At 41.8% G+C, this 21,522-nt stretch carries 17 protein-coding genes; 11 read left to right on the top strand and 6 right to left on the bottom strand.

Going from position 1 to position 21,522, the window contains the following annotated elements:
• Window positions 1-8: 8 nt before the first annotated feature.
• The 7 genes from hutI (at window position 9) to M2448_RS09190 (ending at window position 7,508) form a co-directional block, all read left to right on the top strand.
• On the top strand, window positions 9-1,265 hold the full coding sequence (hutI, locus tag M2448_RS09160; RefSeq protein WP_280645976.1) for an imidazolonepropionase: 1,257 nt from the start codon (window positions 9-11) through the stop codon (window positions 1,263-1,265).
• A gap of 33 nt (window positions 1,266-1,298) precedes the next feature.
• Window positions 1,299-1,688 (top strand): four helix bundle protein, encoded by a 390-nt coding sequence (locus M2448_RS09165; RefSeq protein WP_280645858.1) that lies wholly within the window; start codon window positions 1,299-1,301, stop codon window positions 1,686-1,688.
• A gap of 78 nt (window positions 1,689-1,766) precedes the next feature.
• Window positions 1,767-2,390 (top strand): cyclodeaminase/cyclohydrolase family protein, encoded by a 624-nt coding sequence (locus M2448_RS09170; protein ID WP_280645859.1) that lies wholly within the window; start codon window positions 1,767-1,769, stop codon window positions 2,388-2,390.
• Between the two features lie 4 nt (window positions 2,391-2,394).
• Complete coding sequence (gene hutH / locus M2448_RS09175; protein ID WP_280645860.1) at window positions 2,395-3,897, top strand: histidine ammonia-lyase; 1,503 nt, start codon at window positions 2,395-2,397, stop codon at window positions 3,895-3,897.
• A gap of 340 nt (window positions 3,898-4,237) precedes the next feature.
• Window positions 4,238-6,019: a biotin/lipoyl-containing protein gene (locus tag M2448_RS09180; RefSeq protein WP_280645861.1), complete on the top strand. Its 1,782-nt coding sequence runs from the start codon at window positions 4,238-4,240 to the stop codon at window positions 6,017-6,019.
• 92 nt (window positions 6,020-6,111) lie between these two features.
• Entirely contained in the window at window positions 6,112-6,882 is a 771-nt protein-coding gene (locus M2448_RS09185; RefSeq protein ID WP_280645862.1) for a DUF5040 domain-containing protein, read from the top strand.
• Window positions 6,882-7,508 (top strand): 4'-phosphopantetheinyl transferase superfamily protein, encoded by a 627-nt coding sequence (locus tag M2448_RS09190; protein WP_280645863.1) that lies wholly within the window; start codon window positions 6,882-6,884, stop codon window positions 7,506-7,508. Before M2448_RS09185 ends, M2448_RS09190 begins: the two co-directional genes overlap by 1 nt.
• A gap of 20 nt (window positions 7,509-7,528) precedes the next feature.
• On the opposite strand, the gene pepE is transcribed toward M2448_RS09190, so the two are convergent.
• The 3 genes from pepE to eno all read right to left on the bottom strand — a co-directional run bounded on the left by pepE (window position 7,529) and on the right by eno (window position 11,058).
• Complete coding sequence (gene pepE / locus M2448_RS09195) at window positions 7,529-8,239, bottom strand: dipeptidase PepE (protein WP_280645864.1); 711 nt, start codon at window positions 8,237-8,239, stop codon at window positions 7,529-7,531.
• Between the two features lie 331 nt (window positions 8,240-8,570).
• Window positions 8,571-9,620: an N-acetylmuramoyl-L-alanine amidase gene (locus M2448_RS09200; protein WP_280645865.1), complete on the bottom strand. Its 1,050-nt coding sequence runs from the start codon at window positions 9,618-9,620 to the stop codon at window positions 8,571-8,573.
• Window positions 9,621-9,762: 142 nt separating this feature from the next.
• Entirely contained in the window at window positions 9,763-11,058 is a 1,296-nt protein-coding gene (gene eno / locus M2448_RS09205; RefSeq protein WP_280645866.1) for a phosphopyruvate hydratase, read from the bottom strand.
• A gap of 719 nt (window positions 11,059-11,777) precedes the next feature.
• Between eno and M2448_RS09210 the strand changes: the two genes are divergently transcribed.
• Window positions 11,778-14,603, top strand: a complete 2,826-nt coding sequence (locus tag M2448_RS09210; RefSeq protein ID WP_280645867.1) for an FAD-binding and (Fe-S)-binding domain-containing protein — start codon at window positions 11,778-11,780, stop codon at window positions 14,601-14,603.
• A gap of 87 nt (window positions 14,604-14,690) precedes the next feature.
• Here M2448_RS09210 and M2448_RS09215 read toward each other — a convergent pair whose 3' ends face one another.
• Window positions 14,691-15,134: a DUF3836 domain-containing protein gene (locus tag M2448_RS09215; protein WP_280645868.1), complete on the bottom strand. Its 444-nt coding sequence runs from the start codon at window positions 15,132-15,134 to the stop codon at window positions 14,691-14,693.
• 540 nt (window positions 15,135-15,674) lie between these two features.
• Here M2448_RS09215 and M2448_RS09220 point away from each other — a divergent pair.
• Genes M2448_RS09220 through M2448_RS09230 form a run of 3 tightly spaced genes read left to right on the top strand, consistent with a single transcriptional unit; the run spans window position 15,675 to window position 19,077 of the window.
• Window positions 15,675-17,990 (top strand): TonB-dependent receptor, encoded by a 2,316-nt coding sequence (locus M2448_RS09220; protein ID WP_280645869.1) that lies wholly within the window; start codon window positions 15,675-15,677, stop codon window positions 17,988-17,990.
• A 5-nt stretch (window positions 17,991-17,995) separates the two neighbouring features.
• Window positions 17,996-18,802, top strand: coding sequence for a DUF4249 domain-containing protein (locus M2448_RS09225; RefSeq protein ID WP_280645870.1), 807 nt, complete (start codon window positions 17,996-17,998; stop codon window positions 18,800-18,802).
• A gap of 41 nt (window positions 18,803-18,843) precedes the next feature.
• Window positions 18,844-19,077: a DUF4834 family protein gene (locus M2448_RS09230; protein ID WP_280645871.1), complete on the top strand. Its 234-nt coding sequence runs from the start codon at window positions 18,844-18,846 to the stop codon at window positions 19,075-19,077.
• 3 nt (window positions 19,078-19,080) lie between these two features.
• On the opposite strand, the gene M2448_RS09235 is transcribed toward M2448_RS09230, so the two are convergent.
• Both M2448_RS09235 and M2448_RS09240 read right to left on the bottom strand, forming a co-directional pair.
• Window positions 19,081-20,022, bottom strand: a complete 942-nt coding sequence (locus M2448_RS09235) for a glycosyltransferase family 2 protein (protein WP_280645872.1) — start codon at window positions 20,020-20,022, stop codon at window positions 19,081-19,083.
• A 30-nt stretch (window positions 20,023-20,052) separates the two neighbouring features.
• Entirely contained in the window at window positions 20,053-21,405 is a 1,353-nt protein-coding gene (locus tag M2448_RS09240; protein WP_280645873.1) for a DUF4026 domain-containing protein, read from the bottom strand.
• Between the last annotated feature and the right edge of the window lie 117 nt (window positions 21,406-21,522).

Raw genomic sequence — 21,522 nt, forward strand, 5'->3', positions numbered from 1 at the left:
CCTCCCCTATGGGGAGGTTTGGAGGGGCTGGTAATATCATCATAAAAAACGCCTCCCAACTGGTAACATGCAGTGGATTCTCTGCCAAGAAAGGTGGAGAAATGTCCGATCTGCATATTATCGAAAACGGTACAGTGATTATAACCGATGGGATAATCGCTTATGTCGGTAAAGATGCCGATTGTCCGCCACTATCCGATTATCCCGATCATAAGGTTGTAGATGTTATAGGTAAGGCGGTTTTGCCGGGCTTTGTAGATTCGCATACACATTTTGTCTTCGGAGGCTACAGGGAAGAAGAGTTCTCGTGGCGTATGCGTGGCGACAGTTATATGTCGATTATGGAACGTGGTGGCGGAATCCATAATACAATGACTGCTACGCGTAATGCATCATTCAATGAGTTGAAAGAAGCAGGGCGAAAACGGCTCGATTCCATGCTCAGACTTGGAGTTACTACCGTTGAAGGGAAGAGCGGTTACGGTATGAATAAGGAAACCGAACTGAAGCAACTCGAAGTGATGAAAGCCCTGAACGAGGAGCATCCTGTAGATATTGTCAGTACATTTATGGGTGCACATGCTACACCTGCCGAATACAAGGGAAGGGAAGACGCTTTCCTCGATTATATGATCAAGGAGGTAATGCCGGAAGTAAAAGCCGGAAATTTAGCTGAATGCTGCGACATCTTTTGCGAGAAGAATGTATTCGATATAGAGCAATCGAGAAGATACCTGAGTGCAGCTCGTGATCTTGGGTTCAAACTGAAAATACATGCCGATGAAATAGTAACACTTGGTGGCGCAGAACTTGCTGCCGAGCTGAAAGCCCTTTCGGCCGATCATTTGTTGCAGGCTTCTGATAAGGGTATTGCCGACCTTGCCGAAAGTGGCGTAGTTGCTACCTTGTTGCCTTGCACAGCCTTTTCATTGAAAGAGCATTATGCACGAGGGCGCTATATGGTAGATTCTGGCTGTGCTGTGGCTTTGGCTACCGACCTTAATCCCGGAAGTAGTTTCACCAATTCCATTCCATTGTTGTTTGCTTTGGCTTGTATTTATATGCAGTTGTCGCCGGAAGAAGCTGTAACTGCTCTCACTATCAATGGTGCAGCGGCAGTCGGCAGAGCAGGAACAGTCGGTAGTATAGATGTCGGCAAACAGGGTGATCTGGTGATTCTCGAATTTCCATCATATAAATTCCTGCCGTATCATATCGGGATGAATATTGTGGAAAGCGTAGTGAAGAACGGGATTCTTTATTAATTTCAAGATTTCAGGTTTCAAGTTTCAAAATTAATGGCTACAATAAAAAGATTTGAAGATTTAGATATTTGGAAACTGGCAAGAGAATTCTCCAAAGAAATTTATGAAATAACAAACAAAGGAGAATTTTCTAAAGATTTCCGGCTAAGAGATCAGATAAGAGCTTCTTCAGGTTCCATAATGGATAATATAGCGGAAGGCTTCGAACGAGATGGACGGAAAGAGTTTATACAATTCTTATACATCGCAAAAGGCTCTTGTGGGGAAGCTAGAAGCCAATTATACCGATCCTGCGATGTTGGTTATATTTCCAAAAATGATTTTGAAATTTATTATCAAAAAGCAATGATAATATCCCAATCGTTATCTAACTTTATTAAGTACCTAAGGCAAACCGAAATTAACGGACTAAAGAATAAATAATTAATAACTAATAACTAAGATTTCAGGCTGTCAATATTGAAATTTGAAACCTGAAATCTTGAAATTAAACTTAATACCATGTTAATCGACTTAACAATAAAAGAATTCCTTGCTAAAACAGCAGGAAGTGATCCGGTTCCCGGAGGAGGAAGTATTGCAGCTTTGAATGGAGCAATTGCTTCAGGTTTAGCTGAGATGGTTGCTAATCTGACTATCGGAAAGAAAAAATACGAAGACCGGGAAGAACAGATGAAGCAACTTGCTGCTTCTATGAACAACCATCAGGTGTTTTTCCTCAAAGACATAGATGCCGATTCGGATGCGTACAATAAAGTGTTCGCTGCTTTCAAACTGCCGAAGGAGACTGATGAAGAAAAGGCTGAGCGCAGCAAGCAAATACAGGCTGCGACAAAGATAGCCGCCGAAGTGCCTATGGAAGTTGCCCGTCGCGCTTATACTATCATGGGGCTGATTGCAGAGGTTGCCGAGAATGGAAACCAGAATGCTATAACAGACGCCTGTGTAAGCATGATGTCTGCCCGTACGGCTGTATTGGGCGCAATTCTGAATGTGAAGATCAATCTGTCTTCCCTCAAGGATGAGGCATACGTGGCAAAGATGAAGGCCGAATGCGACCAGTTGGAAAAAGATGCTATCGCTAAAGAACAGGAATTGTTGAGCAAAGTAAACAAAATGCTGTAAATATATGAAGAATGTCTACTATGTAGGTTCGGGGGAACTCGACTTTGAAATAATAGAAAGGATTATCAACAAGAACCTCAAGCTCGAACTTGCGCCGGAAGCTAAAGAACGCATACAAAAATGCAGGGATTATCTCGATGAAAAGATAGAATCGTCTAAAGAGCCGATGTATGGGATCACTACCGGTTTTGGGTCGTTGTGTAATATAAATATATCACCTGACGAACTGACCCGTTTGCAGGAAAATTTGGTGAAATCGCATGCTTGTAGTGTTGGCGAAGAGATTCCTACCGTTGTAGTTAAGCTGATGATGCTGTTGAAGGCACATGCTTTGTCGCTCGGATATAGCGGCGTGCAGGTGATTACTGTGCAGCGGATTATTGACTTTTTCAACAACGATATTATTCCTATCGTTTGCGATCGTGGTTCGCTGGGAGCATCGGGCGATCTGGCTCCACTGGCAAACCTGTTCCTGCCATTGATAGGTGTCGGCGATGTATATTATCAGGGCAAGAAGCGTGAGGCAATGAGCGTACTCGATGAATTTGGATGGAAACCTATTCGCCTGATGAGTAAGGAAGGACTGGCATTACTTAATGGTACGCAGTTTATGAGTGCCAATGGTGTGTTCGCTATGCTGAGAGCATTCAAGTTGTCGAAGAAAGCAGATGTTATTGCGGCTCTTTCACTCGAAGCCTTTGATGGGCTAATCGATCCGTTTTACGAAGGATTACACATTATGCGTCCGCATAGAGGTCAACAGGTCACTGCCGCCAATTTCAGAAAGCTACTCGATGGCAGTGAACTTATTTCGCGTAAAAAGGCTCATGTACAAGACCCTTATTCGTTCCGTTGCATCCCGCAAGTGCATGGCGCAACCAAAGATGCTATCAACTATGTGGCTTCTGTGCTTCTGACCGAGATAAATTCCGTAACGGATAATCCTACAATTTTCCCCGATGAAGATAAGATTGTTTCGGGAGGGAACTTCCATGGGCAGCCTTTGGCTATCACTTATGATTTTCTGGCTATTGCATTGGCTGAGCTTGGAAATATATCGGAGCGTCGTGTGGCTCAGTTGATAATGGGTCTACGCGGATTGCCTGAGTTTCTCGTTGCCAATCCGGGTGTAAATTCCGGCTTTATGATTCCGCAATATACTTCGGCTTCGATGGTGAGCCAGAATAAGATGTATTGCTATGCAGCGTCCAGTGATTCCATCGTTTCGTCTAATGGACAGGAGGATCATGTAAGTATGGGAGCAAATGCAGCAGTCAAGCTGTTCAAGATAATGGACAATCTGAATCATATACTGGCTATTGAGTTGATGAACGCCGCACAGGGAATCGACTTCCGTCGTCCTGCCAAGACCTCTCCTGTACTCGAAGAGTTTATGAAAGAATATCGTAAAGAAGTGGCTTTTGTGAAAGAAGATATTGTGATGTATAAAGAGATACACAAAACAGTAGCCTTTCTCAACAGGGCTTCTCTCGATTTTATTGATTGACAAAATAAAAGCATCGGGATCTTTGGTTTCGATGCTTTTCGTATCTGTTTTTCTTTGTGGAAAACAGGAGCTGAAATTGATAACTTTATGTAGCAAAATGACTCGTTTTTTTATTGGCTGAATTGCTCATTTTTCCTTTGGCTGTGCAGCTTTTAGAGAGGTATAGTTTTTTTATGACAAATTGATAATTTTAGCTTTTGTTTTATTCTTTTATTCCGATATAAAGCCTTAAATTTGTGAGGCGATCAATAAAACTTATATACAAACAGAGAATTAATAGATTTTAGAGTACACATCCCATTTGTGTTGCTCTTTTTCAATATAAGACCTAAAAACAGTTATGGGAAAAGAAATTAAATTTAGCCTCGTTTATCGTGACATGTGGCAATCGTCCGGCAAATATCAGCCGCGTGTCGACCAGTTAACACAAATTGCACCGGTGATTATCGATATGGGTTGTTTTGCCCGTGTAGAAACAAACGGTGGAGCTTTTGAGCAAGTTAATCTGCTTTACGGAGAAAATCCGAACAAATCGGTACGCGCATGGACAGCACCCTTCAACAAAGTAGGTATCCAGACTCACATGCTCGAACGTGGATTGAATGCACTGCGTATGTATCCTGTTCCAAAAGATGTGCGCCAGCTGATGTTTAAGGTGAAATGTGCACAGGGAACAAATATCTCCCGTTCGTTCGATGGGTTGAACGATCCGCGCAACCTTGAACTGTCGGTGAAGTACGCGAAAGAGGCAGGAATGATTTCCCAGACTGCACTTTGTATCACCCATTCCCCAATACATACAGTAGAGTATTATGTAAACTTTGCTGATAAACTGATCGACTTCGGAGCAGATGAAATCTGTCTGAAAGATATGGCCGGAGTTGGGCGTCCTGCTTTCTTGGGTAGGCTGGTGAAAGCATTGAAAGACAGACACCCGAATATTCCGATCGAATATCATGGACATACAGGTCCCGGATTCTCTGTAGCTTCTATGCTGGAAGTTGCACGCGCCGGAGCCGACTATCTCGATACAGCTATCGAGCCATTGGCTTGGGGTATGGTGCATCCAGATGTGATCACTATACAGGCTATGCTGAAAGATGCGGGCTTCCTGGTTCCTGATATCAATATGAGCGCTTATATGGAGGCTCGTGCATTGACTCAGTCTTTCATCGATGATTTCTTAGGATACTGGATTGACCCTTCTAACAAGTTCCTGAATTCATTACTTGTTGGTTGCGGACTTCCGGGCGGTATGATGGGATCGATGATGGCCGACCTGCGTAATATGCATCCTGCTATCAATATGGCACTTCGCAACAATGGCAAAGCTGAGGTTTCATTGAACGACCTTGTTGTACAGTTGTTCGAAGAAGTAGAATATATCTGGCCTAAACTTGGTTATCCACCATTGGTGACACCATTTAGCCAGTATGTGAAGAACATCGCATTGATGAATATCTTCGCTATGGCACAGGGTCAAGCACGCTTCTCTAACATTGATAAGGACAGCTGGAATATGATTCTTGGTAAGACAGGAACTCTTCCGGGCAAACTGGATGATGAAATCATTGAACTTGCTAAAGCTAAAGGTCTTGAATTCTATACAGGTAATCCGCAGGATGAATATCCTGATGCCCTTGACGAATATCGTAAGGAAATGGATGCAAACGGTTGGGAATACGGTGAGGATGATGAAGAGTTATTCGAACTTGCTATGCACGACCGTCAGTATCGTGATTATAAATCTGGTCTTGCTAAGCAACGCTTCAATGAAGACCTTGAAAAAATGAAGGAAAAGGCCGGTGCTCCTATTGTGGTTACCCGTCAGGTGATCGAGGTTCCTGCATTCGATGCAGAGGCTATTGCCGCTAAATATCCTGATGCTAAACCATTGCAGGCAACTGTAAGCGGACAGGTAATCTGGCAGATTGATGTAGATGACGTTTCTACCGCTCCTGTTATCGGAACAGAAGTCAAAGAAGGACAAACTGTATGCTTCATTCAAACCTATTACGGAATAGAAGAAGTGAAAGCATTGGCTTCAGGTAAGATCGTACAGATAGAAACTAAGCAGGGAGCTAAGGTTCAGAAGAATCAGGTACTTGCTTATATAAACTAATGGAGTTACAATAAGATATGAAAGAGAGTTTTTGAAAAGGAACTCTCTTTTTTCTTCTATACTTATGCCCAATATTAATATAAATACTTAAGATGAGATCACTTCTATATTTTCTATTGTTAGCTTGCTGTCTATCTACAATTAATGCCCAGACGACAAAGGACAAAAAATATACTATCTTACTTACCGGAGCCTCATTTGCCTCATCTAACAACGGATGGTTTGAACTCGGGTGTAAAGAACTGGGTGCAAAACCTATTAATCGGGCTGTTCCGGCTGAAGCTATAGCCGATGCTGCAAACAAAATGTCTAAAGGGGAATTATATTCCCGCAAAGAGCTTGAGAACATAGATGTATTTGTTATTATGCATGTACACGACAAAGATGTAGCTGATGAAACAGGATTAAAAGAAAACTATGAAGATTATACAGTCCCTTTCGATCGTTCTAATTACGCCGCAGCTTATGATTATGTAATAAAGCAGTATATAACAGAATGTTATAATCTTAAGTTTGATAAGAAATCGAAATATTACAATACTCCCGGCGGGAAGCCTGCTGTCATCGTTCTGTGTACGCATTGGCACGATGCCCGTACTGTGTTTAATCCTGCAATTCGCAAGCTAGGTGCGAAGTGGGGTTTTCCTGTAGTAGAATTTGATAAATATATCGGCTTCTCTAAAGATCACCTGCATCCGGTTACAGGAAAGCAATATAGTATTGTGTATGCTCACAATAATGAAAAAATTGGCGGTGTCGAATTTGGTTGGCATCCGTATGAGGGTAAGAGTCAATATATTCAGCAACGAATGGGAGCAATATTTGCCGACCTGATGAAAAAAGTTTTACCTTTGGAGCAATAATGCTTTATTATAAAGGACATATAACGGAATCGACCATGATCGGTATCTGGAAGATAGAAGAATCCAGAGGTGATCTGTTGTCTCTTTTGTCCCATCACGAGTGGGTGCAGAATATCTATACCGTCAGATCCGAATCGCGTGTCCTCGAAATCCTTTCTGCCCGCATACTGATAAAGGAGCTGTTGGGCGAAGAAAAGGAAGTACGATACAATCTGTCCGGTAAACCTTTCCTTGTCGACAAGTCATATCATATCAGCGTGTCACATACCAAGGGCTATGTAGCGGTAGCTATAAATAAGATAAAACATATTGGACTCGACATAGAGCAGATATCGGAAAAGATAAGGCGTGTGCAGAGCCGTCTGATAGCTGAGGGTGAATATATAGACAAAAATAACGAACTGGTGCATCTCCTGTTGCACTGGTCGGCAAAGGAAGCCATGTTTAAATTTATAGATACCAGCGGAGTAGACTTTCTGTATCATCTGTTTGTGGATACATTTACCCCAGAGGTTACAGGAACATTTACAGCAAACGAAACGCGTACCGAAACAAAGCACAGATTTCGTGCGTATTATAAGGTGGGTAAGGAGTTTGTTATGGTATGTCTGGAGGCCGAAGAATAGCCTCCAAACATTTTATATCTTTACTTTTTTAACAGGAAGTTGAAATCGTCCTTTGTTTTCAGTTCTTTTGGTTCTTCTCCGAACTTGAATATACGAGCCGATTTTTTGCCTATTAGTTTCAGGTTCTTTCCTTCCAGATTCAGCATTGTGCCTTCGCGTAACCCTACTACATACATATCAGGATTTTCGGTGATAAATTCCCTGATGCGGTCTTCGCGCGTTTCGCCTCCATGCCCTTTCGGATGTGCATCTAGATAATGCGGATTGATCTGGAAAGGTATCAGATCGGTTACGTCAAAACCTTTTGGGTCGATAATCGGCATATCGTTTGTTGTACGCAGGGTAGGGCAGGCTGCATTCGATCCTGCACTCCATCCGATGTATGGCACACCTTTTTTCACTCGCTTATTTATTAGTTTTATGATGCCGTTGTCGCGCATCGTACGTACCAGTTTCCATGTATTGCCTCCACCTACAACAATGGCCTCGGCTTCTTCCACTGCTTTTTTAGGATCATCGAAGTGATGAATGCTCACTACGCTGTGTCCTATTTCTTTAAAGCGGTTGTTCACTTTAGCTTCGTATTCATCGTACGAAAAGGTTACTGCAGCATAAGGGATAAACAGGGCTTTTACAGGCTTGTCACCCAAAAACTCTTTGATGTTATACTTCGGATAGTCCAGATAAGGCTCTCCGGGATTGGTTGAATTGCTGATAAGTAATAATCTCATGGTTTCAACTTATTTATGTGTTTTTACAAATATACGAAACTATTTTCAGTTGGCGCTCCGAGACGATTATCAATAGAGGTGACAACCAGCGGTCGCAGGAACGAAATGTATGTAAAAATGACACGTTCGTAGCTGTCTTTTACTTGCCACGACTTTTAAGTCGTGGGTTATAAGTCTCACTGAAAATGACTTTAGTCAAAATATTTTGGCTAAAGCCATTCCATATCTCACTATATATTCCTCCAGCTAAAGCAGGAGGCAATTGTCAATTTTCGTCAGTTAGCTGCCACCAAATAAACGAAAATAGATAACGGATAAAAACTGATAATCCTTACTTTCCTTTCTTCGAGTTTTCGTAGTCGGTGATAAATCCCCTGCACATCCAGTTGGCAAGAGCCTGCCTGTTGTTAGGATCGAGGAACCTGCGTTGATCGAAGCTGTTTTGTATATTTCCCAGTTCGGCGTATATGCCTACCGGAGTAGTATTGTCCAGCACATACAGGCTGCGTGTACTCACCGTCCCTGTAAATCCACGTCTGGGTTGATGTTTGTCGTAGTGGCTCGAAAAAGTATTGCGCATAGTGTTTGCAAGCTTTTTGCCGTTATTGCTATTTTTTGAGTGGTAGAAGAATACATCTAGCTGCTGTTTCTTACTGCGGCTGTCTACATGCACAAATACTGCCCTTTTATATTTATCCTTTGACTTAGCAGCCAGACTGTTTATCTTGTCGCTCCGTTGTTTCAGCCTTTTCAGTTGGTTCAATGGTATTGCTTTCCCCATACAAGTCTCCCTGTTGCTGTTTGCCAGATATCTGTCATCACGAATTCCGTCTTTGGCATCCTGTATGATCATATATACGGTTGCTCCCTCTTCGAGCAGGTTGCGCGCAAGACGCAGGGTTATATCATAGGCATATTCGTCTTCGTGAAGTTCGCGCCCGTCTACCTTTCCTATTGCGCCCGGATCGGGGCCTCCATGTCCGCTGGAAAGGAAAAATGTAGCACCTTTCAGTTTACTCGATTTGACAGTATAATCCTGATATTTTGTCCCGAACAGTTTATTTTGCCGCTTCGTGCCTTTCTGTGTACTTGCAGTATTGGCAGTATTGCTTGCGGATGTGGAAGTCTTGATAGTTTCCTTTTTCCCCGATAGAGGAGGCAGCACATAGGTGACACCTTTGAGCAGGCTGTTGTTTCGTCCGAATTTACCTTTATTGAGTTCTATAAATTGTTTGCGGTGGCCGACTTCTGTACGTTTATGCCGTATCAGGAAGTTATCAATCCCCTCACCATTTCGGGGCGTTCCTTTGTCGGTCTGCGCAAAAATACCAGTGCATGTAGTAAATAAAAAGAAAGTAATAATATATAATATACGCTTCATAGGCTCTTCAATCAACTATCCGTTAAAACAGATAGCCGGGCTATTATGTTTGCGGCTCTTTGCAAAAATAGTCAGAATCATATAAAAAACAAAACCGATGCCCTGTCGGACACCGGTTTTATATGTTAATAAGCTATTATTCTTATTTTTTGCGTTGAACGCGTTTCCATCCGTAAACAGCTTTTGCACCAAGCTCTTCTTCGATGCGAAGAAGCTGGTTGTATTTAGCCATACGGTCTGTGCGGCTAAGCGAACCTGTTTTGATTTGTCCAGAATTTGTAGCAACTGCGATGTCAGCGATTGTAGCATCTTCAGTTTCACCCGAACGGTGAGAAGTAACGCTGGTGTAACCTGCGCGGTGAGCCATTTCGATAGCATCCAGTGTTTCTGAAAGCGTACCGATTTGGTTTACTTTGATCAGGATAGAGTTAGCACATCCGCCTTCGATACCTTTTTGAAGGAAGTCAACGTTAGTTACGAACAAGTCGTCACCTACAAGCTGAACTTTGTCACCGATAGCATCGGTAAGTTTTTTCCATCCGTCCCAGTCGTTTTCGTCCATACCGTCTTCGATAGAGTCGATAGGATATTTTTCAGTAAGTTCTTTAAGGAATTTAACCTGATCGGCAGCTTTGCGTTTAGCAGCTTTTTTACCTTCAAATTTACTATAGTCGTAAACTTTAGCAGTCTTGTCATAGAACTCAGAAGCAGCACAGTCAAGAGCGATAGTCACTTCTTTTCCTGCTTTGTAACCTGCATCTTTGATTGCTTTCAGGATAGACTCAAGAGCGTCTTCTGTTCCGTTAAGAGCAGGAGCAAAACCTCCTTCGTCACCTACTGCTGTACTAAGACCACGATCGTGAAGAACTTTTTTCAGTGCGTGGAAAATTTCAGCACCCATTCTCAGAGCTTCTTTGAAAGATTTAGCACCTACAGGGCGGATCATAAATTCCTGGAATGCGATAGGAGCATCAGAGTGAGAACCACCATTGATGATGTTCATCATCGGCACAGGCAGTGTATATGTATTAGTACCACCAATGTAGCGATACAATGGAAGTTCAAGATAGTTTGCAGCAGCTTTAGCAACAGCAAGAGAAACTCCTAATATAGCGTTAGCACCAAGTTTCGATTTTGTTTTTGTACCGTCAAGTTTGATCATTTGATGGTCGATACCTCTCTGATCGAGAGAAGACTCACCTAACAGTGCAGGAGCAATAATTTTGTTTACGTTATCTACGGCTTTAGTTACACCTTTACCAAGATATCTTTTTTTGTCTCCGTCGCGAAGTTCAAGAGCTTCGTTTTCACCTGTTGAAGCACCCGATGGAACAGCAGCGCGACCCATAATACCGCATTCTAGTGTTACATCAACTTCGATTGTAGGATTTCCTCTTGAATCCAAGATCTCACGTGCGAAAATTTTTTCGATTCTCATTGTTTTTATCAATTTAGAAATGAATAATGTATATTGTTTTCTCGTTTGTTAAATTTGACCAACAAAATTACTTCTTTTTCTTGTATTTAGCCAATTATATAGGTGGAAATTATCGGTTTTTTGTATTTCTAACAAATCCGGAAAACGTAATAGGACTTTTGGCTTTGCTATTTGGACAAATATATGAAAAGTGAAAATGAAGAATGAAAAAGTTTATCTATATGTCAGGAACAATTATAAATTATGAGTTATGAATTATGAATTCGCAGAATCAACGGAGTCAATGTAGGAGCGTACCCTTGTGGTCACCTGATTGGGGAAAGCGATCTTTGAAATCAGTTAATTAATAGGTAATATAGAAAGTAACAAAGAATCAAAACAGTATAAATCCATTACTTTCGTTACATTTTAGTTAAAATTGCAAATATGGAGGGGCAGTGGCTTGTTCCTGCCTGTTTATTGCATAGGCGGGCACCCATAAGGGATACCCCTACTAGGGTAGAAAGTAATAAGAATTGAAAACAATGCAAATCCGTTACATTCGTTACTTTTTAGTTAAAATTATTCTTCTCTAATATTTGCCTTGTTTTGCGATCACTTTCTGTTTTTTTACTTCCTTTATAATAAAAGCTTATCCGGATTTCGATTATGTTTTATAACTTGCATCTGTTTTTTATCCCAGTGATAAAATCATGTCCTAAAATCATTAAAGATCGACTATGTTACCTGCCAATTATCAGCAACTGAAAGATGAATTGTCGAGGACAATTCCTGCCAAACGTATAATTACCAATCCGCTGCAACTGCTTGCTTACGGAACTGATGCCAGTTTTTACCGCCTGATACCTAAAATAGTGGTGCAGGTGCACAGCGAGGAAGAGGCTGTGGAAGTAATCAGACAAACAGCCCGGCTGAATATTCCTGTGACATACCGTGCTGCGGGAACAAGTCTTTCGGGGCAGGCTATCAGCGATTCGGTACTGATGGTAGCAACACACGAATGGCGCAAATACACTATTCTGGATGATGAGGCATTGGCTATAAAATTGCAACCGGGTATTACAGGTGCGCGGGCGAATGTATATCTGAAACCGTTCGGGAGAAAGATCGGTCCCGATCCGGCATCTATCAATGCAGCAATGATCGGTGGTATTGCTTCCAACAACGCCAGTGGTATGTGTTGCGGTACTGATCAGAATTCGTACAAAACGATTGCTGATATTCGCATTGTTCTCTACGATGGTACTATACTGGATACGGCAGACGAAAATAGTAAAAAAGCGTTCAGGGAAAAGCACTCCGAAATCATAAAAGAGATAGAACAATTGCGGGATGAAATAAAAGCGGATAATGTATTGAACGAACGTATAAAACGCAAGTTTAAGATTAAAAATACAACCGGATACAGCATAAACGCATTGGTAGACTATGAGGATCCGATAGACATTATAAAGCACCTGATGATAGGTTCGGAGGGTACACTGGCATTCATCTCCGATATTACATACAATACTGTAGTAGACGAGAAGTACAAGGCCTGTACGCTGATGATATATGAAACGATAGAAACCGCATGCGATGTAGTTCCTCTACTCAAGCAAACGCCTGTTTCGGCGGTAGAGCTTCTCGACAGGGATTCGATACGGTCTATCGAGGATGATCCTGAAGCGCCTGCCTATTTCCGTGCTCTACCCGAAACAGCCTGTTTGCTGCTGGTAGAAATACAAGGGGATAATACGGAAATAATGGAACAAAAGGAGAAGGCGATACGAGAGGCAATTGTATCCATACCGACCATACAGCCATATAGATTTACCTCCGATCCGAAGGAATACAATTTCAATTGGAAAGCGCGTAAAGGCTTATTATCTTCTATCGGCGGTCTGCGTAAAACGGGTACTACCTGCCTGATAGAAGATGTGGCATTTCCTGTTGCCCGTCTGGGGGAGGCATGTGTAGCCTTGAAAGAACTGTTTAAAAGGGCGGGTTATTCCGATGCTGTACTATACGGACATGCTCTCGATGGTAATTTTCATATCGTATTCTCTCAGGATTTCAATACGCCAAGTGAAGTACAGCGTTATGCTGACATGATGGACGAACTGGCTGATATTGTCGTTAACAAGTTTGACGGATCGCTAAAGGCTGAACATGGCACAGGACGCAATATGGCTCCGTTTGTAGAAAAAGAGTGGGGAGAGGCAGCTTATAAGATTATGCTGCGGATAAAGAAGGCTTTCGATCCGAACCATCTGATAAATCCGGGAGTAGTAATAAATGAGAATCCGAAGATACACCTCGAAAATCTGAAACCGCTTCCTGCTGTGAACGAAATTGTGGACAAGTGTATGGAGTGTGGATTCTGTGAGCCTAACTGTGTCGCCGAAGGGCTTACTTTGTCGCCACGCCAGCGCATTGTTATTGCCCGCGAAATATCCCGATTGACAGCAATGGGTGAGGATGCGGCAAGGCTGAAACAGATGCTTCACGATGCTAAATATTATTCGGACGAAACCTGTGCAACAGACGGGCTCTGCGGGCTTGTATGTCCGGTGAAGATAGATACAGGCAAGTTTATCAAAGACCTGCGCCACACCGAAGCTTCGCCTACTGCACATAAGATTGCCGGATATATTGGTAGCCATATGGCGGGTACGACTTCCATAGCACGAGGCGGACTCAATTTTGTGAATGCCTTTCATACCTTGCTGGGTAGTTCCCTCATGGGAGGTATTGCTTCAGCTATGCGTACAGTGTCATTCAAAGCCATTCCGAAATGGAACAGGGATATGCCTAAGGGTGCGCATAAGATAAAAGATACGATTGTAAATGACGGGCAGCCTGATAAAGTAGTTTATTTCCCGTCCTGTATCAACCGGTCGATGGGTAAATCGAAAGGATATGAAAAGGGTGATGTGGAACTGACACGTAAAACAATAGAACTGTTGGAGCGTGCAGGCTTTACTATCATTTACCCCGAAGGTATCAACAGCCTTTGTTGTGGTATGGCATTCAGCAGTAAAGGTCTGAAAGAGGAAGGTGCGCGTAAATCACAGGAATTGGAAGGAGCTCTTCTGAAAGCTTCCGAAAATGGTAAATATCCAGTGTTGTTCGATATGAGCCCTTGTTTCTATACCTTCCATGAAGCATATACGAATAAGAATCTGAAGATATATGACCCTGTGGAGTTTATGCTCGACTTTGTGATGCCTAAACTGGAGGTAAAACATCCCCGCGAAGTGGTGACTGTGTTCACTGTCTGCTCGGTAAAGAAGATAGGTATGGAACAGAAATTGCTCGAACTGGCGAAGTTGTGTTCTAAGGAAGTCGCTTTTGTAGAGTCTAACTGCTGCGGATTTGCGGGTGACAGAGGCTTTACTTATCCCGAGTTGAACAAGCATGGATTGAGGCATCTTAACGAGCAGGTTCCTGCCGATTGCAAAGACGGCTATTCTACCAGCCGTACTTGCGAGATAGGAATGAGCGAGTATAGTGACATCAACTTCAAGTCGATATTTTATCTGATAGATGAGGTGACGAAATAGTGGGCTATGATGCTTGAGTAATAAAATGAACAAGGCTATCCTCGCGGACAGCCCTGCTCTTGTTGTTTAATCTTAATATTTAGCTAATCACTTTTGAGTAATCAAGTTCGTTCTTATGTTGCTGTCTATTTCCATCCTTTTTATTGTGAGTAGTTCATTATTGCTGCCGTAAATGTTGATTTGGCAATCAGATTTGGTCGACCAGTTCTCGGTATTCTTGTCCCACTTGGTGTGTGTTGCATAAGATACCAGATCTCCTTCGCCATAGTTATATTCTATTTTGCTGACGCTTACCCAACCGGCTTCATCAATCCACCGGCTTATGGTCTTTTTGGTCATGCGACCGTCTGCGTCATACATATAGTTTGTTCTAGTTTCGGGTCTTTGGGAATTTTTGTCTACGCTGATGTATTCCTTGTTTAGCCCCAATGCTGTTTGCTCTTCATTGATGTATGTCTTTACATTTCTTGCGTTTAAGTCTGCTGTGAAAGTTAACGCTGCGAATACTGATGTTAAAATAATTGCTTTCATAATTGTATGTTTTTAAGTTGTTATTTTTATTTTAAAGTCTTATTGTTTTGGTGTATTAGATAACTAGTACACTGCAAATGTAAAGCAAAGTTTTTAATTACAAAACTTTTTCGATACTTTTTTTAAACTTTTTCTGAAATTAATTATATATAGTTGATTGTCAGGATTGTAAAAATGAACTTCGAAGTGTGTTTTATTTAACCGAAAAGAATATATGTATTTAAATTAATCATACAAATGCAAGAGTTCTAAATGGGATAAGAGATGAATGTTCTTTTAGTAACAAGATAGATAGAAAAAAATATCAGAAATAAATATTTTGCAGCAATAAGATAGGTTGTGCACAGTCTTTCCGCTTGTCTGATTTGTATAAAATTGGAACAGTTTCTTAATATTGTATATAAATCATGTTTTTTTGACGGTTTTGGCAAATAATTTTATCTTTGTGATTGACTGGTTGCGGGGAATATAATATACTGCTGGTTTTTCCGGTTTAGATAATTGAAACATGCCCTGCCCCTAAGCCCTAAAGTCTCAAACATGAAATACCTTTTATTTGCAATTCTTTTAATTGTCAATATATCCATCTTTGCACAAAAAAGATTTACCGTAAAAGGTAGAATAAGTAATGCCGAGACAGGAGAGGTTTTGGTGGGCGCGTCGATGGGGGTTCGGGAGTCACCGCAACAAGGTTGCTTTTCAGACGAATCGGGAAACTACTCGCTCACACTTCCCGCAGGAGAATACAATCTGATCTTTAAGTTGCTTGGCTACCATACCAAACAATTGAAGATAAGACTGGATAAGAATAGAACTCAGAATATCGATCTAGAACCCGAAGCCGTATCACTCAGCGCAGTGGAAGTATCTGCCACCAGAACAGACGAGAACATAAAAGGTGTACAGTCGGGTGTAGATAAATTGGAAATAGAAACTGTAAACAAGATTCCTGTCCTTTTAGGAGAAAGGGATATTCTGAAAACAATACAACTACTACCCGGAATACAATCGGCAGGAGAGGGGAACACCGGATTTTATGTTCGCGGAGGAAGCGATGACCAGAATCTGATACTTCTCGACAATGCTACTGTTTATAATCCATCCCATCTTTTCGGTTTCTTTTCTACATTCAATTCTGATGTGGTTGACAATATGACTGTCTATAAAGGTTCTATGCCTGTGCAATACGGAGGGCGGTTGTCTTCTACGCTGGATGTAGGTATGCGCGATGGTGATCTCAAAAAATTTCATCTGAACGGAGGCATTGGGCTTATCTCATCTAAGTTAACTCTCGAAGGGCCTATACAGAAAGAACGTTCGTCCTTTATTGTTTCTGCCCGCCGTACCTATGCCGATGCGCTGGCACATGCTATAGGTGTGGAACAGATAAAAGATTCAAAGCTTTATTTTTACGATCTCAATGCCAAACTCAGTTATGTGCTGTCTGACAAAGATAAACTGACATTGACTGCGTATCACGGGCAGGATAAACTGGGGCTGGACGAGGTGATGATGATGGACTGGGGAAATACGATTGCCAGTCTGAAATGGAATCATATATTCAATTCGGAGAGGACATCTACGACTACCCTTTCGTACACCAACTACAAATACAATGTAAGTGTAGACCTGACAACAGGTCTGAACATAGAGTCACATATAAAAGACTATAATCTAAATCAGGAATTTAACTTTTACCCCAATAGCAGGAATGCAATAAAGGCGGGTTTCTCTTCATCGTATCATCAGATAGTACCCGGAGACCTGACAAGTAAAGACCCGTTACAGCTTATAGTTACTCCCTATGCCCACCGCTATTCGTGGGAAAACGCGCTCTATGCTTCCCATAATGTGAAACTGCACGACCGTCTCGATCTGAGTTATGGACTACGGTTATCCTCGTTCAGCATATTGGGAGGAGGAGACTATTATGAGTTTAACGATAATCAGGAAATAATTAATATCATATCTACCAAGAATGGTGATTTTGTGAAAACATACTGGAATATAGAACCGCGCGTTTCCGTAGCTTATCGGTTGAATAAAACATCATCGCTGAAAGCCGCTTTTTCCCGTACTTCGCAACATATGCACTTGTTGTCGGCCTCCAATATGTCGAGCCCTGTGGACAGATGGATAGCAAATACGAATTACATAAAACCCGAAATCGCAAATCAGGTATCGCTCGGTTATTTCCGTAATTTCTCGGATAATAAATTTGAGTTTAGTGCCGAACTGTATTATAAAGACCTGCATAACCAGATAGACTACAAAGACGGTGCTGATGTGCATGGCAAAGAGTTGATCGAGACTGAATTGCTTTTCGGGAAGGGACGTGCTTACGGTCTCGAACTATTCCTGAAAAAGAAATTTGGGCGTTTCAACGGTTGGATTGGTTATACCCTTTCACGTACCGAGAAGAAGATAGATAAGATAAACGGAGGCAAGTGGTATGCAGCTAATCAGGATCGTACGCACGATGTTTCTGTTGTGGGAATATATGATCTGAGCAGGAAATGGACATTGTCGGCAACATGGGTGTTTGCGACAGGGAATCCGACCACATTTCCATCCGGAAAGTATGCTGTTGACGGACATGCCATTTACTACTACGGCGGACGTAACGAGTACCGTGCACCAGCCTTTCATCGCCTCGATCTGGGGGCTATATGGACACTGAAAAAGACAAAGCGTTATACATCCGAACTGGCATTCAGTGTATATAACGCCTATGCACGCAAAAATCCATATATCTACGGATTCAGACAGAATAAGGATAACAATAGGGTGTCGGAATCATATATGATTTATTTGTTCAGCGTCATACCTTCCATTTCGTGGAATTTCAAATTTTGAGAATTATGAGGTTTATATATAGTCTATTATTTATATTTCTAATATCGGCTACTTCGTGTGAAGAAGTCGTGACCCTCGACCTGAATACAGTTGATCCGATGAATGTAGTGGATGCCTTCATAACCGAAGGTTCGCCCTGCGTTGTGCTACTTACCAAATCGCAGGCATTTTATTCCAGCGAGCCATTCGAGCATATACCCGGTGCTACTATCGAATTGAGAAGTTCAGGTGGAGAATCGGAAATATTACAGGAGAGCATTAACGAACCGGGACTGTATCTATCATCTATGTTCGGCGTTGTAGGAGAAACCTACTATATAAAGATCAGTACGGGAGACGATATTTATGAAGCCAGTGCTACCATTCCCGAAGCTGTTCCTATCAACGAAGTATATATTTATGAAATAAAGGCGGGTGATAAGTCTTGGTTTTCCCCATCTATAGTGTTTGACGATCCGCCAGGTGTGACTAATTATTATTATACATTGCTGTATGTAAACGATAAACTGATGAGTAGCTTCTATCTGAACGATGATGAAAACAGGGATGGTCTTCAAACGCACCGTATTCTGTTTTTCGATAAGGAAGATAATGACGACGAAGACCTGAACGCAGGAGACCGGCTGAGGGTGGAGATGCAAAGCCTCGATGTAGGGATGTACACTTTTTACAAATCGTTGCGGTCGGTAGCAGAAGGTTCAAATCCTACAACAAATCTGTCGGGAGGAGCTTTAGGCTGCTTCAAAGCTTATAATACAAGTTATGGAAGCGCAGTAGTAAGCTCCGATATTATATATAACGGCGAAAAATAAGTATATTTGTACCTGATAAATGATAGTAATATAGTTGCGATATGTTCAAATTTCTCGGATTTTTACTTTTGATTGTTATTGTAGGATTCCTTTTGTTAGGTGTTGTACTCGGGCGTGTTATACGATTTTTCGGGCCATCCGATAATAAGAGAAATACAAGCCGTAGCCGTACCAATGATAGTAGTCGGCAAAGTACAAAGGAACCCGCTCAGAAGAAGTTCTCTAAAAACGAAGGGGAATATGTCCCTTTTGAAGAGGTAAAAGAAGACGAATAAAAATCAGCTATCAAAGTTGACCTTCTCCTCTATTATATATTCAGGCCTGCCTTTTACTTCGTCGAAAAGTACTCCGATGTACTGTCCCAATACTCCGACCGTCAGTAGCTGAATCCCTCCAAAGAATATTATGATTATGATGGTTGATGTCCATCCAGTGGTTGTGATTATGTAGCCAAATATATGTCCCAGCCATATCCATAGAGCATATGCGATGCCGACAATTACAGCTGCCAAACCCAGACTGATCGATAACATCAATGGTTTCTTTGAGAAATATAACAAAGCCTTTTTGGCAAAAGCCAGCATCTTTTTTACCGGATATTTTGTTTCACCTGCAAGGCGTGCATCCCTATCGTAGTAGAATGGAGTTTGTTTAAATCCTATCCATGCAATCAGCCCCCTTATATATTTCCCTTTTTCAGGTAGTTTGTTGAATGCGTCTATTGCTTTCCTGTCTATCAGCCTGAAGTCTCCTGTGTCGCGTGGAAATTCTACCTCCGACATACTATTCATCGTTTTGTAGAACATTTTTGCTGTCCATTTCTTGAATGCTGTTTCTCCTTTACGTTTTTTTCTTACGCAGTAAACAACACTGGCTTCTTCTTTCCGATGGGTTTCTATCAGGTCGGGTATCAGCTCGGGGGGGTCTTGCAGGTCTGCATCTATAATTACGGCAAGGTCTGTCGTGCAATTGTTTAGTCCTGCGGTAACAGCCGGCTGATGACCAAAGTTACGCGAAAAGTGGATGACCTTCACCTTGTTGTCTACACTTGCGATATGGTCTAATATATACCTCGTCTTGTCTTTACTGCCGTCGTTTATAAAGATAATGAACCCTTCTGCCTCTTTCAGGTTAAGCAGTACATCTTTAGTTCGTCTGTAAAATTCCTGTATAACTTCCTCTTCGTTATAGCAGGGTACGATAACTGATAATGTAAGCATTTATTACATTTTGAGTTTCTTCGAGCTTTTTTAATCTACCAGCTGATATATAGAATCCGGTGAATATGTATTGTCCGGCGAATAAATAAGCCAGTCGGTCAGTACATCTACAGGATATTCTTTTACATCACCTTCGTTGAGACCCGATATCCAGTAAGGCTGATTCAGCAACTTGCCTGTTATTTTATTATCGGTTATTGCCTGTACATCAAACCACAGGTGCTCCTTTTCGGTTTCGGCTTCGGCGTTGTCTACAGTGAGTCCGAGCTTTACGAGAAAAGTCCACTTGTCTTGTTCCTCTTCATCTTTTCCTGCAAACATCTTTTTGAAGAAAGATTTTTTTTCGGGCTCTTTGTGTTCTTTTCTGAATACTTTCTCAAAGGCAGCGAAACTCTCTTTGGCAAGGGCGCTCATTCTCGCCGTTTCTTCATTGTTGATATAGTATATCGGATTCTCTGCCAGTGTAGGGGCATATATTTCCGGCGAAATCATATTTCCGTCCTCTACAGCGAATAATATACCCGATGGTTCGGCATGTACATTATCAGCCTCATCGCGGTCGGAGGCTCCGCCCAATATATTTTGAGGCAGGTCTTTAAGAGCTTCCTCCCATCTCAGCCAGCACAGATTTATCCCCATACCGTCGTATCCGATGGTAAAGCGCTCTTTCTCTAGTGCAGGATGAGAGAGGAATTTTTTAACAGTCATGTTGATCATGGTCTGCATTTGTTCTGCACCCTGGCTAAAATTGAGCATTTCCAGTTCTACCGATCCGCAGCGATGCAACCCGTGTGTATGGAACCAGTATCTACGGTTGCCATCTTTCCCTTCCTCGTCATATACACAGTGCAGTACATACAGGTAGTCCGGCGAAGGCGGAATAGACGATTTAGCTGTCATACTCAGCCATTTTGCCGATAGCAGGCGGTAAGACATATGGTCGATTACCAGACTGGCATGTGGAACAATGGCATTGAGTATCTTTAGTTGCAAATGGAATGAGGTAAGTGGTTCCAGCTCGAAATACATAGATACTTCCAGATAGTATTCCTGCTCCATCGCTTTATGTAGAGATTCTTCATCTATTGAGTTGGCAAACCCGTAATCGCGCAGATTGAGATTCTTGGTACTGCATACATATAGTTCTACATTAAATGCGGTTTTTTTATACTCTATCTCGGCATTGAAACTCATAATGGATATCTCGCTGTCTACTTCGGCTTTGTTGAACGAAGCCAGCTTGAAATCCTTATTGTCGGCTAGTGCTTTCTCTATATGTGCGGCATTGAATTGGAAGTTCTTATCGGAAGGATAAATGCCCATTACAGAAGCCAGACCTGTTTCACCTTTACCCAGCAATTCGTATTTTTCATTATTATTCATAATAATGTATCTTATATTGTGTATATGTTATTGACTATTTACAAACTTAGTGAAAATATCGCTAGTAATAATTATAGCAGATAATATTTTAAAACATGGTTTGCCCGTACGAGCAGC

Source organism: Dysgonomonas sp. PF1-14 (genome assembly GCF_029892965.1).
Classification (GTDB): domain Bacteria; phylum Bacteroidota; class Bacteroidia; order Bacteroidales; family Dysgonomonadaceae; genus Dysgonomonas.

Coding starts and splice junctions, on each gene's coding strand:
- M2448_RS09210 (WP_280645867.1), top strand. CDS start 11,778: ATGTTACCTGCCAATTATCAGCAACTGAAAGATGAATTGTCGAGGACA.
- M2448_RS09165 (WP_280645858.1), top strand. CDS start 1,299: ATGGCTACAATAAAAAGATTTGAAGATTTAGATATTTGGAAACTGGCA.
- M2448_RS09240 (WP_280645873.1), bottom strand. CDS start 21,405: ATGAATAATAATGAAAAATACGAATTGCTGGGTAAAGGTGAAACAGGT.
- M2448_RS09235 (WP_280645872.1), bottom strand. CDS start 20,022: ATGCTTACATTATCAGTTATCGTACCCTGCTATAACGAAGAGGAAGTT.
- eno (WP_280645866.1), bottom strand. CDS start 11,058: ATGAGAATCGAAAAAATTTTCGCACGTGAGATCTTGGATTCAAGAGGA.
- M2448_RS09200 (WP_280645865.1), bottom strand. CDS start 9,620: ATGAAGCGTATATTATATATTATTACTTTCTTTTTATTTACTACATGC.
- hutH (WP_280645860.1), top strand. CDS start 2,395: ATGAAGAATGTCTACTATGTAGGTTCGGGGGAACTCGACTTTGAAATA.
- M2448_RS09215 (WP_280645868.1), bottom strand. CDS start 15,134: ATGAAAGCAATTATTTTAACATCAGTATTCGCAGCGTTAACTTTCACA.
- M2448_RS09230 (WP_280645871.1), top strand. CDS start 18,844: ATGTTCAAATTTCTCGGATTTTTACTTTTGATTGTTATTGTAGGATTC.
- pepE (WP_280645864.1), bottom strand. CDS start 8,239: ATGAGATTATTACTTATCAGCAATTCAACCAATCCCGGAGAGCCTTAT.
- M2448_RS09220 (WP_280645869.1), top strand. CDS start 15,675: ATGAAATACCTTTTATTTGCAATTCTTTTAATTGTCAATATATCCATC.
- M2448_RS09225 (WP_280645870.1), top strand. CDS start 17,996: ATGAGGTTTATATATAGTCTATTATTTATATTTCTAATATCGGCTACT.
- hutI (WP_280645976.1), top strand. CDS start 9: ATGGGGAGGTTTGGAGGGGCTGGTAATATCATCATAAAAAACGCCTCC.
- M2448_RS09185 (WP_280645862.1), top strand. CDS start 6,112: ATGAGATCACTTCTATATTTTCTATTGTTAGCTTGCTGTCTATCTACA.
- M2448_RS09190 (WP_280645863.1), top strand. CDS start 6,882: ATGCTTTATTATAAAGGACATATAACGGAATCGACCATGATCGGTATC.
- M2448_RS09180 (WP_280645861.1), top strand. CDS start 4,238: ATGGGAAAAGAAATTAAATTTAGCCTCGTTTATCGTGACATGTGGCAA.
- M2448_RS09170 (WP_280645859.1), top strand. CDS start 1,767: ATGTTAATCGACTTAACAATAAAAGAATTCCTTGCTAAAACAGCAGGA.